Genomic DNA, 14,836 nt, shown 5'->3' on the forward strand with positions numbered 1-14,836 from the left:
GACTAGACAGCCGCCTTTCGCATGGCCCGGCGGGCGTAGACGGCCACCGCGGCGATGATGATCGCGCCCCGGATCACCTGCTTGAAGAAGGCGTCGACCTCCAACTGGTTGAAGATCGCGTCGATGCTGGCGAGCAGCAGCACACCCCCGACCGTGCCGATGACGCCACCGCGCCCACCGGCGAGGGCGGTGCCACCGATCACCACCGCGGCAATCGACTCCAGGTCGTAGAGGCCTTCGGTGCCGACGCGGGGCGCGCCCGAGCCGAGCCGACTGGCGAGGTAGATACCGGCGAGCCCGGCACACATCGAGCACAGCACGTGGGCGGTGACGAGGACCCGGTCGTTGCGGACGCCGGAGAGCCGAGCCACCTCCGGGTCCCCGCCGACGGCGACCAGGTGATGGCCGAAGCGGGTCTTCGAGAGCGCGAACCAGGCCGCCGCGGTCACCGCGACCAGCAGCAGGAACGACACCGGCACCGGGCCGATGCGCTGGTAGCCGAGCGCCTGCACGAGCGACGGCGCGGTGGTGCCGGCCGGCCCGTCGTAGCCGTTGTCGAGGTAGCCCTTGAGCAGCAGCCCGACGCCGAGGGTCGCGATGAACGCGTTGACCCGGAGTTTGGTGACGAGGAGCCCGTTGAACAGCCCGATGCCGGCGCTGACGACGAGCACCAGGCCGATCGCCGGCAGCACCGCGCCGTCGCTGCCGTTCATCGTCTCGGCGGCGACGAGGGTGCTGAGGCTGATCACGTACGCCACCGACAGGTCGAGCGACCCACCCAGGATGACAAGTGTCTGGCCGACGGCGACGAGCCCGAGGCCGGCCGCCACGTGCAGCAGACTCACCGTCGTGCTCTGGTTGAAGAGCTGGCCACCGTCGACGAGGACGACAAGCCAGCCGATCGCGAGGGTGAGGGTCAGGGCCACGAAGACGCCCGGTACGGGGCGCCGGGCCGGCAGGAGCGACAGGGCGCTCATGCGGCGGCCGCCGGGACGGCGCCGACCGCCAGGGTGACGACCTCTTCCTCGCTCGCGCCGGCGGGCAACTCGCCCGCGACACGGCCGTCCCGCATGACGATGATGCGGTCACTCATACCCAGCAGCTCCGGCAGGTCAGACGAGATCATCAGCACGGCCGCCCCGTCGCGGGCGAGGCGGCGGACGAGGTCGTGGATGGCCGACTTCGCGCCCACGTCGATGCCGCGGGTCGGCTCGTCGAAGAGCAGGATCCGCGGGTTGAGCGCGAGCCAGCGGGCCAGCACGACCTTCTGCTGGTTGCCGCCGGACAGGAACCGGATCTCCTGGTCGTCGCCCGCACCACGGACCTCCACGGCGTTGAGCAGCTCGCGCACCCGAACGGTCCGGGCCGCACGGCCGGACCGGGCCGCGAAGACGGCCCGACTGGCGAGCAGCGCGTTGTCGAGCACCGACTGTCGGGGGACGATCCCCTCGCCCTTGCGGTCCTCGGTGACGTAGGCGATGCCGGCCCGCATCGCGGTGCGGGGTGAGCGCAGTCGGACCGGCCGGTCGTCGAGCGTGACGTCGCCGGTCGTGAACGGCGACACCCCGAAGATCGCACGGGCCAGCGCGGACCGCCCGGAGCCCTGGAGGCCGCCGATGCCGAGCACCTCGCCGGCGCGCAACTGGAGGTTGATGTCACTCAGCTTCCGGTTGCCCACGTCGCGAAGGTTGAGCCGCACCGGACCCCGGTCCTCGGGTGCGGCCCGGTCCGGGTAGTAGCTGGACAGTTCCCGGCCGACCATGTGCCGCACCAACTCGTCGCCGGTGGTGCTCGCGGTGTCCACGGTGGTCACACGGCGGCCGTCCTTCAGGACCGTGATCCGACTGGACAGGTCGAAGACCTCGGCGAGCCGGTGCGAGACGTACAACAGGCCGATGCCCCGCTCCTGGAGTCGGCGCACCAACCCGTAGAGCAGCTCGACCTCGTGGTCGGCGAGCGCCGCGGTCGGCTCGTCCATGATGAGCAGCCGCGCGTCCAGGGCGAGCGCCTTGGCGATCTCGACGACCTGTTGCTGGGCGACGCCGAGCTGCCCCACCCGGGCGTCGGCGGGCAACGTGGTCTCCCCGATCGAGGCGAGCAGGCGCGTGGTGCGGTCGAGCATCTCCCGACGGTCGACCAGCCCGCGCCGGACCGGCTCGTGGCCCAGGTAGACGTTCTCCGCCACGGTGCGCTCCGGCAGCAGGTTGAACTCCTGGTGGATGATGCCGACGCCGGCGCGCTGGGCGTCGCGCGGGCCACGGAACGTGCGCGACTCACCGGCGAACTCGACGGTGCCCTCGTCCGGGGCGTACCCGCCCGAGACGATCTTCATGAGGGTCGACTTGCCGGCGCCGTTCTCACCGACGACGGCGTGGACCTCGCCGGGCGTGACATCGAGGTCGACACCGTCGAGAACGCGTACCCCGAGGAAGGACTTGCCGATGCCCCGCAGGGTGAGCAGCGGCGACGGCGGTGGATCTGACATCCCGAAAGCCCTCACAGATAGTAGTCATCAACAAGGTGCACAGGCCAGCGTCCGACCCGCTCGCGGCCGGACTCGGAACTTTCGCAGCTAGCTGCGAAGACTTCCGTTTTTATGTTGCGAACATTCTCTTGACATCGACGAAACATCACACGTATGAAGAACATAGATGTTTGGATGCAGGTCCGCAATCCTCGACCGGGGCTGATTGCCAGGGCCATCACTCGGCCGGCAGCGACGCCGTGCGCGAGTGATTCGGACATGGCCGTCGTCATCAGGGCAAGACGTCGGACGTCACCCCATTCATTGACAGCCGTTAATCTCTAGCTCATCCTGACCTTGTGGACCACGGGACACGAACCACAGCCGCCATCACCCTCTGTGATGTCCCGCGGGTCTGACTGCCGTTTCGGCGAACGGCACGAGGACAGACCAGCGCACTCGTGTCCACCATGCGACCAGGCACAACCTGACGCAGGGTGAGCCCGTGGACGCACTCGGAGTTGTCCGTCCAACCTAGGAGACGCCATGCGTCGCAATACGATGATCATCTCGGTGATCGCGGGCCTGTTACTGGCTCTCGGACTCGCCCCACCGGCGTCGGCTGCCCCAGCCTTCCGCGCCCTGGTGTTCAGCAAGACCACCGGCTACCGGCACGACTCGATCCCCGCCGCGATCGCTATGGTCCAGCAGCAGGCCACAGCGAACAACTTCGAGGTGGTGGCGACCGAGGACTCGAGCGTCTTCACCGCTGCCAACCTGGCGACCTTCGACGTCATCGTGATGCTCCAGACCTCCGGCATGGTCTGGACCTCGACCGCCCAGCGCCAGGCGGTGGAGGGCTACCTCGCCAGCGGCAAGGGCATCGTGGCCGTCCACAATGCCACCGACATGGGCATCGACACCGAATACCCGTGGTGGGACAACACCATCAACGGCGGCGCCCACATGCCGGAGCACTCCCCCGGCGTGCTGCCCGGCACCGCCATCGTCGCCGACAAGCAGCACCCGTCGACGGCCGGTCTGCCGGATCGGTGGAACCGCAGCGAGGAGTGGTACAACTTCGACTCCAACCCGCGCGGCAAGGTGCACGTGCTGGTGACCGCCGACGAGCGCACGTACAACCCCGGCGCCCGGGCGATGGGCCCGGACCACCCGATTTCCTGGTGTCGCAACACCGGCGGCGGACGGGTGTGGGCCACCGCGATGGGCCACGCGATCGCCTCCTACAGCGAGACGAACTTCCGCAACCACGTCCTCGGCGGAATCCAGTGGGCCGCCGGCAACCTTCCCGGCGACTGCGGCGGCACCGTCTGGAGCAACTTCGAGAAGCGCACCCTGGACGACAACACCGTCGACCCGATGGCGATGGCGGTGGCCCCGGACGGGCGGGTGTTCTACGCCCAGCGCGGCGGGCAGCTGAAGATCTTCAAGCCCTCCACCAACAGCACGGTGACCGCCGGGACGCTGAGCGTCTACACCGGCGGCGAGGACGGCCTCACCGGCATGGCGCTGGACCCCAACTTCGCCACCAACGGGTACGTGTACCTCTACCACTCGCCGGCGAGCAGCTCGACCGACATCAACCGCGTCTCCCGCTTCACGATGAGCGGTGACACGCTGAACACGTCCAGTGGCGTGACGATCATCGACATCCCGGCGTACCGGGACCGGACCTTCCCGGAGCCCGGCCACACCGGCGGGTACATCGAGTTCGGTCCGGACGGCAACCTCTACATCGGCACCGGCGACGACACGCCGCCGAACCTCGACCCCAACTGGCAGGGCTACGCCCCGCTGGACTGGCGCTCGGGCAAGTCCAACCTGGACGCCGCCCGGACCGCGGGCAACACCAACGACCTGCGCGGCAAGCTGCTGCGCATCCGTCCCGGAGCCAGCGGCAGCTACACCATCCCGAGCGGCAATCTCTACCCCCAGGGCACGGCGCAGACCAAGCCGGAAATCTACGCCATGGGCTTCCGCAACCCGTTCCGCTTCTCGATCGACCCCGCCAACGGCTGGGTCTACCTGGCGGACTACGGACCGGACCGCAACCCGCCGACCACCAACCGTGGTCCCGAGGGCCTGGTCGAGCTCAACGTGATCAAGACGCCCGGCAACTACGGCTGGCCGTTCTGCCACGGCAACAACCAGCCCTACGCGCCGTACAACCCGGACACCGGCGTCGTCGGCTCGAAGTTCAACTGCTCGGCACCTGTCAACAACTCGCCGAACAACACCGGCCTGACCAGCCTGAAGCCAGTCGTCATGCCGAACATCTGGTACGGCTACCCCGCCTCGACGACCTTCCCGGAGCTGGGCTCCGGCGGCTCCGCCCCGATGGGCGGCCCGGTCTACCGCTACGACGCGTCGAACCCGTCCCAGACGAAGTTCCCGTCCTACTACGACGGCGTGCACTTCTTCTACGAGTGGTCGCGCAACTACATCAAGGAGGTGCACTTCGACTCCTCCTCGGCGGTGACCCGCACCAACTCGTTCCTGCCCGGCGGTAACTTCAACAAGCCGATGGACATGGAGTTCGGCAAGGACGGCTCGCTCTACCTGCTGGAGTGGGGCACCAACTTCGGTGGCGGCAACAGCGACTCCGGGCTCTACCGGATCGACTACATCCAGGGCGGCCGGTCACCGATCGCCAAGGCCACCGGCACACCCACCAGCGGCTCCTCGCCGCTGACCGTCCAGTTCAGCAGCGCGGGCACGTCCGACCCGGACGGCAACACGCTGAGCTACCTGTGGACGTTCGGCGACGGCACCACCTCGACGGCGGCCAACCCGTCGAAGACGTACACCTCCAACGGCAACTACACGGCCCAGTTGAAGGTCACCGACAGCACCGGTAAGACCGGCTTCGCCAACGTCCCGATCACCGTCGGCAACAGCGCCCCGGTGGTCACCATCACCACACCGGGCAACGGAGGCATGCTGACCTTCGGTGACAAGGTGTCGTACCAGATCACGGTGACCGATCCGGACGGCGGCACCGTCGACTGTTCGAAGGTCATCCTCAACCCGGCGCTGGGTCACGACGACCACGCGCACGAGACCACCGAATACCCGGGCTGCTCGGGCACCATCTCCACCGACCTGCTCGGTGGGCATCCCGATGGCGCCAACCTGTTCTACGTGCTGAACGCGCGGTACACCGACAACGGTGGTTCGGGGGGCGGGTCCCCGCTCACCGGCACCGCGCAGGCGATCCTGCAACCGAAGCACAAGCAGTCCGAGTACTTCAGCAGCCAGTCCGGCATCCGGGTCATCGACCAGGCCGCCGCGGAGAGCACCAAGCGCATCGGTGACATCTCCACCAACGACTGGATCGCGTTCAGCCCGATGAACCTGTCCGGCATCTCGACGGTCAGCTACCGGGTGTCGTCGCCATCCGGTGGCGGTTCGATCGAGCTGCGCGCCGGCTCGCCGACCGGCACCCTGCTGGCCACCACCACGGTGCCCAATACGGGCGGCTGGGACAACTACCAGTCCACGACTCCGGTGAGCGTCGCCGCCTCCAGCGGGACACAGACGCTCTACATGGTGTTCAAGGGCAGCAGCAACTCGTTCGATCTGGACTCGCACACCTTCGGCGGGAACGGCGTCGGGACACCCGGCACCGGCACCGGCGGTGGCCTGGCGGGCAAGACCTACACGGTCACGGCGCAGCACAGCAACAAGCTGATGGACGTCAGCGGTGTCTCCACCGCCGACGGCGCCCAGATCACCCAGTGGGCCAACACCGGTGCCAACAACCAGAGGTGGCAGGCCGTCGACGCCGGTAACGGCGCGCTCTACCTCAAGGCGGTGCACAGCGGCAAGTGCGTCGAGGTGGTCGGCAGTTCGACCGCGGCGGGTGCCTTCCTCCAGCAGGCCACCTGCAACAACGGCAACCAGCAGAAGTTCACCGCCACCGCGACGGGCACCTCCGGCGTGTACACGGTGAAGAGTGTGCTGAGCGGCCTCTGCGTCGACGTCAACGGCGCGGCCACCACCGACGGCGCCCGACTGTTGCAGTGGACCTGCCACAGCGCGGCCAACCAGCAGTGGCGGTTCACCGCGGTGTGACCTGTCGCGGTAACAGATGACGTCCCGGTCGGGACCGGTGTCCGGAAATCGGAGCCGGTCCCGGCCGGGACGTTTTTGTCAGTTCGGTTGGTCCGCCGTGCCCGGACCGGGCGCCACGGCGAGCAACCCAGCCGCCGTCAGGGCGCCCCACAGATCCTCCGGTACGGCGACGTCGGACCGTCGTACCGTCTCGGTCACCTGTGCCTCGGTGCGGACGCCGACCACCGTCGACACCACGGCCGGGTGCCTGCGGACGAAGGCGAGTGCCGCCTGCGGCAGGGTCACCCCGTACGTCTCGCAGACCGCCGCGATCCGCCGCGCCCGCTCGATCACCTCGGGTGGGGCCTGCTGGTAGTTGTAGACGGCGTCGGCCGGCGGCTGGTCCCGCGACAGCAACCCCGAGTTGTAGACGCCCGCGATGACCACGCCCACCCCCCGGTTCTCCGCGATCGGCAACAGTTCGTCGGCCGCACCCTGTTCGAGCAGGGTGTACCGCCCGGCGCACATCATCACGTCGACGTCGGTCTCCCGGATGAACCGCGCCAGCATCGCCGACTGGTTCATCCCGGCGCCGATGGCACCCACGACGCCCTGGTCACGCAGGTCGAGCAGGGCCGGCACGGCCTCGTGCGCGGCCTGCTCCCAGTGCTCGTCGGGGTCGTGCAGGTAGACGATGTCGATCCGGTCCAGCCCGCTGCGCTCGAGGCTGGCCTCGATCGAGCGAAGAACACCGTCGCGGCTGAAGTCCCACACCCGGCGGTGGCTGGCGGGAACGTCGAACCCCTCGGAGTCCCGCTGGTGCGCGTTCTCGGGTGACGGGACCAGCAGTCGTCCGACCTTCGTCGACACGACGTACTCGTCGCGCGGCCGCTGACGCAACGCGGCGCCGAGGCGGCGTTCGGACAGCCCGAGTCCGTAGTGCGGCGCGGTGTCGTAGTACCGGACGCCCGCCGCCCACGCCGCGTCGACCGCCGCGGCGAACTCCTCGTCCGTCGTCGCCCGATACAGGTTGCCGCCCTGGGCCGCGCCGAACCCCAGCTCGGTGAGGCGCACCTGCGGGCGACGCGGCAGCGCTCGCGTCCTCATGACGCCGCCAGCCCGGGTACGCGGCGAACGGGCTCGCCGCCGACGCTCACCAGGGGCACCGGCCGGCCCGTCATCGGCCCATCCAACCGCCGTCGACGGGTAGCACGACCCCGCTGACGTAGTCCGACGCCGAGGACGCCAGGAACACCGTGGCACCGCCGAGATCGTCGGCGCGACCCCACCGGGCCGCCGGAATCCGGGCGAGGATCGCCTGGTTGCGGTCGGGGTCGTCGCGCAGCGCCTGGGTGTTGTCGGTGGCGATGTAGCCGGGGGCGATGGCGTTGACGTTCACCCCGTGGGCCGCCCACTCGTTGGCCAGCGCCTTGGTGAGCCCGGCGATGCCCGACTTCGACGCGGCGTAGCCGGGGACGGTGATGCCGCCCTGGAAACTCAACAGCGAGGCGGTGAAGATGATCTTCCCGCGGCCACGCTCCACCATCGTCCGGCCGATCTCCCGGCTCAGGACGAACTGGCTGCTGAGGTTCACCTCGATGACGTGGTCCCACATCTCGTCCGGGTGCTCGGCGGCCGGGGTGCGGGCGATCGTGCCGCCGTTGTTCACCAGGATGTCGATCGGCCCGAGAGCGGTGAGATCCCGGGCCAACTGGTGTACGGCCGTCCGGTCGCCGAGGTCGGCACGCAGCGCGGTGAACTGGCGGCCGGCGGCGCGCACCCGGCGCTCGACCTCACTGCCATCCGATTCGAGCTGGGCCGAGACGCCCACGATGTCGGCACCGGCCAGCGCCAGGGCCTCGGCCATGGCGAGGCCGATGCCGCGCCGGGCGCCGGTGACCACGGCGACGCGTCCGGACAGGTCGAACAGGGCCGTCACTGGTTTCCCTCCCGCAGATCGAGCAGCACCTTCATCACGCCGCCACCCTCCAGTGCCGTGAAGGCGGCACTGGCCGCCTCGACCGGTTCCACCCGGGAGATGAGCTGTCGCGCCGGGATCTCGCCCGAGGCGACCAACCGGATCGCCTCCACCATGTCGTCGCGCTGGTACAACCGCGCGCCGAGCAGTTCCAGCTCACGCCAGAAGAACCGGTGCAGGTTGACCTCGCGGGGCCGGGGGTGGATCGCCACCATCACCAGCCGACCGCGGGTGGTGAGGACGTCGACCGCGGTGGTGACGCCGCCGGCGGAGCCGGACACCTCGAAGGCGATGTCGGCGCCCGCGCCGTTGGTGCGCTCGTTGACAAGTGCCACGACGTCTGTCGCGCCCGGGTCGACGGCCTCGATTCCGATCCCGGCCGCCACCTCGCGACGGAACGGGTCCGGCTCGACGAGGAGCACCCGCGCGCCGCGACCCTGCGCGACGACGGCGATGAGCGCCCCCACCGGCCCACCGCCGACCACGACCACCTGGTCGTCGGCCGTCACGTTGCCCCGGCGGACGTCGTGCACGGCGACCGCGACCGGCTCGACGAGCGCCGCGTGGTCCAGCGGCAGATCCTCCGGGAGCGGCAGGACCAGCTCCGCCGGCACGGTCCAGTAGGACTGCATGGCACCCGGCGAGTCGATGCCGAGGAAGTTCATGGCGTGACACACGTGGGAGTGCCCGCGCTGGCAGGCAGCGCACGTTCCACACGGCCGGGTCGGCAGCACGGTGACGGGCTGCCCGATGCTCCAGCCGGTGGTGTCCGGCCCGACGGCCGCGATCCGGCCGGACATCTCGTGCCCGATGATCGCGGAGTCACCGACCCGAGCGTCCATGTCGCCGTGGTAGATGTGCAGATCGGTGCCGCAGATCCCGGTGTACGCCACCTCGATCCGCACCTGGCCGGGACCCGGCGGGACCGGGTCGCGATCCTCGATTCCGAGGTCTCGCGCCCCCCGGTAGACGACTGCCTTCATCGATCCTCCGTCTCGACGGCCGGCACGTCGTTCGTGCCGACCGGACATGGCCGTGGGTGCACCGCGATGGCGGTGCACCCACGCGTTCCCTGTTTCTGGCGGTCAGCTCAGTGCCGCCCGGTGGGCGACACCTCGTTGCGGTAGTTCAGCGGCACGACGGGCACCTGGCGGGCGGGGACGACCCCGTCGATTCCGCCCAACAGCCGCCGACCGGCCCGTTCCGGCCGGACGTTGGGGCTCTCGGCCGTCTGCGCCTGCGGGCGGTGGTTGGCCGTCCGGATCCGCTCCTCGTCGATGCGGACACCCAGCCCGGGTGCGTCGCCGAGAATGAAGGCGCCGTCCTCGACGTGCAGGTCGACGGAGACGCCGACCGGCGGGTGCAGGTCCTGCAACTCACTCGTCAGGTGGTTCGGCACCGAGGTCGCGGCGTGCAGCAGACCGATCGGGCTGTTGCCGATCGGGCTGACCGGCAGGTCGTAGGCGTGCGCCAGGGCGGACGCCCGCAGGAAGTGGGTGACCCCCCAGACGGCGGCCATCTGGACGACGTCGACCGCGCCGGCGGCGAGCAGCGGGCGGTACTGTTCGAGCCCGGTGAGATTCTCCCCGGTGGCGACCGACGCGCAGACTCCTCGGCTGACGGCGGCGAGGCCCTCCGCGTCCCAGCGTCGGACGGGCTCCTCGATCCAGATGAGGTCGAGGGAGCGTTCGAGTTCGCAGACGTGCCGGACGGCCTGCTTGCGCGTCCAGGCCTCGTTGACGTCGAGCATGAGACCCGGTCGCCGGCCGTGCCCCGCCTCGGTCAGGACCTCCTTGACCAGGGTGAGGCGGTGCCGGTCGCGCTCGATGTCGAGACCGCCCTTGAGCTTCGCGGCACGCAGGCCGTGACTGGCGTAGACCTCGTACTCCGCGACGAGTTCGTCGTCGGTGAGCCCGATGTCCAGTCCGGACGCGTAGGCGTTGACCCGCCGGTCACGTCCGCCCAGCAGCCGCCACAGCGGCTCGCCGGCGGCCTGCGCCTTGATGTCCCAGAGCGCGGTGTCCAGTGCGCCGATGGTGCCGAACACCGGGCCGGCGTGGCCCGCCTTGAAGGTGTGCCGCAACATGCGGTCGTACAGGGTCGTCACGGCACGGGGGTCTTCGCCCTCGATGGCTGCGAAGATCCGCTCGATCTCGACGTGGGGCCCGAGGCCGACTCCCGAGACGCCCTCGTCGGTGTCGACGATGACGATCGAGACCGGAACCACCCCGTCGGGGAACACCCCGTTGGCATCGCCGACGGGCCGCCCCCATTCCTGGACCGTGGTGAGCGTCCGATATCCCGTGATCCGCATGTCAACCCTTCGTGGAACCGGCGGCTACACCGTCGGCAATTTGGCGCTGGAGGAACAGGTAAACCAACAGGACGGGAATGGCGGCGATCAGCACCCCGGAGGCGAAGGTGGGAATGTTGTCGGAGTACTGCCCCCGCAGGGAGGTCACCCCGATCATGAGCGTCCGGTGATCGGCCGAGGGCATCATCACCAGCGCCATGAGGACGTCGTTCCAGCAGAACAGGGCGTTGAGGATGCCGACCGACAGCAGTGCCGGCCTGCCCAGCGGCAACATGATCCGGCGGTACACGCCGTACACGGTGTTGCCGTCGATCCGGGCCGCGTCGACGATCTCCGGTGGGATGCCCCGGTAGTAGCTCGTCATCAGGAACACGGTGAAGGGCAGGAACTGGGCCACGTAGACGAGGATCAGACCGGGGTACGTGTCGATCAGCCCCGCGTCGGCCATGATCCGGGACAGCGGCACCATGATCACCTGGAACGGGATGAAGAGCCCCGCGAGGCAACCCAGGAACAACGCCGACGAGCCACGGAACCGCAGTTGGCTCAGCGCGAAGCCGGCCATCGACCCGAGCAGCAGCAGCAGGAGCACCGACACCGTCACCACGAGCAGCGAGTTGACGAAGTAGCGGCCCATGCCGACGCTGTTCCACGCCGTGCTGATGTTCTCCCAGCGCAGGGCGTCGGTCAGGGAGAACCGGTCGAGGATGTAGTCACGGCGGGTCTTCATCGCGACGTTGGCGGTGAAGAGCAGCGGGTAGATCGTCGCCAGCGCGAGCAGTGACATGGGGATGGCGATCAGCCACCATCCCAGGCGGGCCCGAGACATCAATCCTCCTTTCCGGATCGTTCGAGCAGCTTGATCTGCAACAGCCCCACCACGAGCATGATCATGAAGAGGATCGTCGACGCGGCCGACGCGAGAGCGGGACGGTTCATCTGGCCCTGCTGCTTCCAGATGTAGAACTCCGGCAGGTACGTCGACCCCTCCGGCCCCCCGCTGGTCATGATGTAGAGCAGCCCGAACATCGAGGTCAGCATCCCGATCATCGTGGTCACGAAGACGAACTGGATGGTGCGCGAGAGGGCCGGAACGATCACGTGCCAGACCACCTGGCGCAGCGACGCCCCATCGACGCGGGCGGCGTCCAGCAGCGCGGGGTCCAGCGTGGCGAAGCCGGAGAGGAACACCACCAGGGCCATCCCGAAGGTGGCCCAGATGTGCACGCCCACCACCATGAACATCGCCAGGTCCGGGTCACCGAGCCAGTCCACCGGAGTGATGCCGAACGACCCGAGGATGGCGTTGAGAGGGCCGTCGAAGGCGAGCAGCAGGTTGAAGATCGCGCCGACGATGACCGGCGAGAGCACCGCGGGGAAGAAGTACACGCTGCGGTAGAAGCGGTGGCCGGGCACCCGCAGGTAGATGAACGTCGCGAGCAGGCCGGGGATGGCCACCGCCACCGGGAGCAACAGCACCAGCAGCCCGACGTTGCTCAGCGCGGTCCGGAACAGCGGGTCGTGGAACAGCTCGCGGTAGTTGCCGAATCCGACAGCCGTCCCGTTTTGCGCACCGTCGCCGGTGAAGGAGAAGTTGACGCCGAGGAGCAGCGGATAGAGCCGCAGCACCACGATGATCAGGATGGCCGGAGCGACGAGGACGTAGGGGGCGAAGCGTTCGGCCCGCAGACCGCCGCGGGTGCGACGAGACTGCGCACCATGCCGATGGGCGGCGGGGGTGGGCCCCGCCCCGCCGGCCCGTCCGGCCTGAGCCAGACGGACCGACGGTTGCGTGTTTCCAATTGACACGAGGTCAGCCCGCCTGGTCGGAAGCGGCCAACTGCTTCACCACCTCGTCGACGGTGATCGAACCGCTGAGCAGTTGCTGGGAGAGGCGGCCCATCAGGTCGAGCGTCTTCGAGGAGAGCGCGACGTGCAGCGCGGGCTTGCCACTCTTCAGCTCGCCGACGATCGTGGAGACCGCGGGCCCGCCCGCGGACACGTCGATGGTGGTGTCGGCGGCGATCGCGCCGGCGTCGGCGTAGAAGGCCTTCAACGCGTCGGCCGAGCTCAGGGAGCGCACCAGGTCGGCGGCCACCTTCGGGTCTTTCGTCCACTTGGCGACCGCGTAGCCGATGCCACCGTCGTACGGGAGGCTCGGGGTGGTGCCAGCGGTGACGACCGGGGCCTTCATGACGCCGAGCTTCTCCGGGGTGAGGAACTCGTTGAAGTCCTGCCAGTGCCCCACGTCCGACATCAGACCCATGACGTGCGCGGCCTTACCGGACTGGAAGAGCGCGAACGAGTCGTTGAACATGGCGGTCGAGTTGGCCCCGTCGCTGTTCATCTTCTTGTCGCCGGACTCCTTCCAGGTCTGGAAGATCCGCTTGACGTTGGGGGAGTTCCAGTCGCGCTTGCCGGCGATCCAGGCGTCGTACTCCGCGGCGGTGAGGGTGGTCGAGCCCAGGCTGGAGAGCCAGAACTGGATGCCGACGCCCTCCTTGTTGCCGAGGGCGAAGCACTTGGAGCCGGCCTTGGAGATGGCGGCGCAGTCGGCGACGAACTTGTCCCAGGTGGCGGCCGGGGTCGCCGGGTCGAGGCCGGCCTTGCGGTAGACCTCCTTGTTGTAGTAGATCGGGTAGCCCTGGAGGGTCACCGGGGCGGCGTAGACCTTGCCGTCCTTGCTGAACGCCTCCCAACCGGCCAACCGCTGCTTGTCCTCGGCCACGTAGTCGGTGATCGGCACCAGCGCGTCAACGCGGTCGCGGATCTGGCCACCACCGTTGAACAGCATGACGTCCGGGCCCTTGCCGGACTGGATCGCCGCACCGAGCAGCGTGTAGTACTGGTCGAAGGGCTGCGCTACGAACTCGACCTCGACCTTTGCGTGCTTCTTCTTGAAGTCGGCCTTAGCCTTGTCCAGATAGGATTTGGCGAACGGCTCGCCGGACTTCCAGTCCCACACGACGAGCTTGCTGTCCGACCCGCTTGACGAACTCGAATCGCTAGCACTTCCACAACCGGCCAGGGCCAGGCCCACAACGAGGACGGCCGACCATATTGCGCGCTGTCTCATCAGTTGTCACCTCAGAAAGTGGGGTGGCCGGCGGACGCGCCGCCGTGCCAATGTTGCCCGGAACGTAACTCGTATGACGTGTGACGTCAATACTCAGCCGTACACTGAGCCAGACGTCGTGCCACGGCGAGCCTTTCGGAGGGGACATGACGCCATCGCAGGAGACGGCCCTGAACAGCCCGGTGACACCGGCATGGGTGCGTCGACCGACCAACCTGGCCCGAGCGGTCACCGCCGAACTGGTGGAGCGCATCGTACGCGGCGTACACCCGTCCGGGACGTCCCTACCGCCCGAGCCGATCCTCTGCGAGACCTTCTCGGTGAGCCGGACCGTCGTCCGGGAGGCGGTCAAGATCCTGCAGGAGAAGGGGCTGGTGCAGGTGCGTCAGGGCGCCGGCACCATGGTCACCCCCGCGGCGCAGTGGGACATGCTCGACGAACTCGTCCTCGGGGCCACCATCGCCCAGGACGACAGCCTCGCCATCCTCGACGATCTCGTCGTCACCCGGCGCGTGCTGGAATCCGACATGGCGAACGTCGCCGCCCGGCTCGCCGACGCGCAGACCATCGACCGGCTGAGCGCCATGGTCGACCGGATGGACCAGCTCGTCGACGACCACGTCACCTACCACGAGCATGACCGGGCCTTCCACGACGCGATCATGCAGACGTCCGGGAACCGCATCGCTCGCGGCGTCGTGCGGGCACTGGAGAGTCAGGTCATCAACACCGCCCGTTACATGGGCCGGACCGAGCGCTCCCTGTGCGTGGCGTCCAACCGGGGCCACCGGCGCATCTACGAGCGCATCGCGGCGCACGACTCCGAGGGTGCCGCCGCGGCGATGTTCACCCACATCACCGAGGCCTGGCTGGTCCGCCGCAGCGGTTCCGGCAAGCCGGTTCGTCTGCAACGCTGACCGGCCGAACGAC

The 14,836-nt window shown here is 68.8% G+C and carries 11 protein-coding genes; 2 read left to right on the forward strand and 9 right to left on the reverse strand.

The genetic code is table 11. The features are described 5' to 3' along the window. Positions 1-2 precede the first annotated feature (2 nt). Positions 3-977 (reverse strand): ABC transporter permease, encoded by a 975-nt coding sequence (locus AB0O48_RS12315; RefSeq protein WP_357254347.1) that lies wholly within the window; start codon positions 975-977, stop codon positions 3-5. Continuing rightward, the gene (locus AB0O48_RS12320; protein ID WP_357254349.1) at positions 974-2,485 is read right to left on the reverse strand and encodes a sugar ABC transporter ATP-binding protein; all 1,512 of its coding nucleotides are present in this window, start codon (positions 2,483-2,485) and stop codon (positions 974-976) included. Before AB0O48_RS12320 ends, AB0O48_RS12315 begins: the two co-directional genes overlap by 4 nt. 525 nt (positions 2,486-3,010) lie before the next feature. Between AB0O48_RS12320 and AB0O48_RS12325 the strand changes: the two genes are divergently transcribed. Continuing rightward, on the forward strand, positions 3,011-6,559 hold the full coding sequence (locus AB0O48_RS12325; RefSeq protein ID WP_357570040.1) for a ThuA domain-containing protein: 3,549 nt from the start codon (positions 3,011-3,013) through the stop codon (positions 6,557-6,559). Between the two features lie 78 nt (positions 6,560-6,637). Here the strand turns inward: AB0O48_RS12325 and AB0O48_RS12330 are convergent, their stop codons facing one another. The 7 genes from AB0O48_RS12330 to AB0O48_RS12360 form a co-directional block, all read right to left on the reverse strand. Continuing rightward, positions 6,638-7,645, reverse strand: coding sequence for an aldo/keto reductase (locus AB0O48_RS12330; RefSeq protein ID WP_357570041.1), 1,008 nt, complete (start codon positions 7,643-7,645; stop codon positions 6,638-6,640). A 70-nt stretch (positions 7,646-7,715) separates the two neighbouring features. Next, positions 7,716-8,477 carry an SDR family NAD(P)-dependent oxidoreductase gene (locus AB0O48_RS12335; protein WP_365065096.1) on the reverse strand — a complete coding sequence of 254 codons (762 nt, stop codon included), beginning with the start codon at positions 8,475-8,477 and terminating at the stop codon, positions 7,716-7,718. After that, positions 8,474-9,499, reverse strand: coding sequence for an alcohol dehydrogenase catalytic domain-containing protein (locus AB0O48_RS12340; RefSeq protein WP_357254356.1), 1,026 nt, complete (start codon positions 9,497-9,499; stop codon positions 8,474-8,476). The genes AB0O48_RS12335 and AB0O48_RS12340 overlap by 4 nt, the downstream gene beginning before the upstream one ends. A gap of 107 nt (positions 9,500-9,606) precedes the next feature. Beyond that, entirely contained in the window at positions 9,607-10,830 is a 1,224-nt protein-coding gene (locus AB0O48_RS12345) for a mandelate racemase/muconate lactonizing enzyme family protein (protein ID WP_357254358.1), read from the reverse strand. 1 nt (position 10,831) lies between these two features. Then, positions 10,832-11,659, reverse strand: coding sequence for a carbohydrate ABC transporter permease (locus AB0O48_RS12350; RefSeq protein WP_357254359.1), 828 nt, complete (start codon positions 11,657-11,659; stop codon positions 10,832-10,834). Next, entirely contained in the window at positions 11,659-12,639 is a 981-nt protein-coding gene (locus AB0O48_RS12355) for a sugar ABC transporter permease (RefSeq protein WP_357254361.1), read from the reverse strand. Before AB0O48_RS12355 ends, AB0O48_RS12350 begins: the two co-directional genes overlap by 1 nt. A 4-nt stretch (positions 12,640-12,643) precedes the next feature. Then, positions 12,644-13,795, reverse strand: coding sequence for an extracellular solute-binding protein (locus tag AB0O48_RS12360; RefSeq protein WP_357254363.1), 1,152 nt, complete (start codon positions 13,793-13,795; stop codon positions 12,644-12,646). Between the two features lie 257 nt (positions 13,796-14,052). Here AB0O48_RS12360 and AB0O48_RS12365 point away from each other — a divergent pair, with 257 nt between their 5' ends. After that, complete coding sequence (locus AB0O48_RS12365) at positions 14,053-14,823, forward strand: FadR/GntR family transcriptional regulator (RefSeq protein WP_357254365.1); 771 nt, start codon at positions 14,053-14,055, stop codon at positions 14,821-14,823. The last annotated feature ends 13 nt before the right edge of the window (positions 14,824-14,836 follow it).

It is taken from the genome of Micromonospora sp. NPDC085948, from assembly GCF_040686315.1.
Lineage (GTDB): Bacteria > Actinomycetota > Actinomycetes > Mycobacteriales > Micromonosporaceae > Micromonospora.

What these genes read in the sequence shown, in the direction of transcription:
- AB0O48_RS12340 (WP_357254356.1), bottom strand. Translation starts at nt 9,499, where the DNA reads ATGAAGGCAGTCGTCTACCGGGGGGCGCGAGACCTCGGAATCGAGGAT.
- AB0O48_RS12350 (WP_357254359.1), bottom strand. Translation starts at nt 11,659, where the DNA reads ATGTCTCGGGCCCGCCTGGGATGGTGGCTGATCGCCATCCCCATGTCA.
- AB0O48_RS12315 (WP_357254347.1), bottom strand. Translation starts at nt 977, where the DNA reads ATGAGCGCCCTGTCGCTCCTGCCGGCCCGGCGCCCCGTACCGGGCGTC.
- AB0O48_RS12330 (WP_357570041.1), bottom strand. Translation starts at nt 7,645, where the DNA reads ATGAGGACGCGAGCGCTGCCGCGTCGCCCGCAGGTGCGCCTCACCGAG.
- AB0O48_RS12325 (WP_357570040.1), top strand. Translation starts at nt 3,011, where the DNA reads ATGCGTCGCAATACGATGATCATCTCGGTGATCGCGGGCCTGTTACTG.
- AB0O48_RS12345 (WP_357254358.1), bottom strand. Translation starts at nt 10,830, where the DNA reads ATGCGGATCACGGGATATCGGACGCTCACCACGGTCCAGGAATGGGGG.
- AB0O48_RS12365 (WP_357254365.1), top strand. Translation starts at nt 14,053, where the DNA reads ATGACGCCATCGCAGGAGACGGCCCTGAACAGCCCGGTGACACCGGCA.
- AB0O48_RS12320 (WP_357254349.1), bottom strand. Translation starts at nt 2,485, where the DNA reads ATGTCAGATCCACCGCCGTCGCCGCTGCTCACCCTGCGGGGCATCGGC.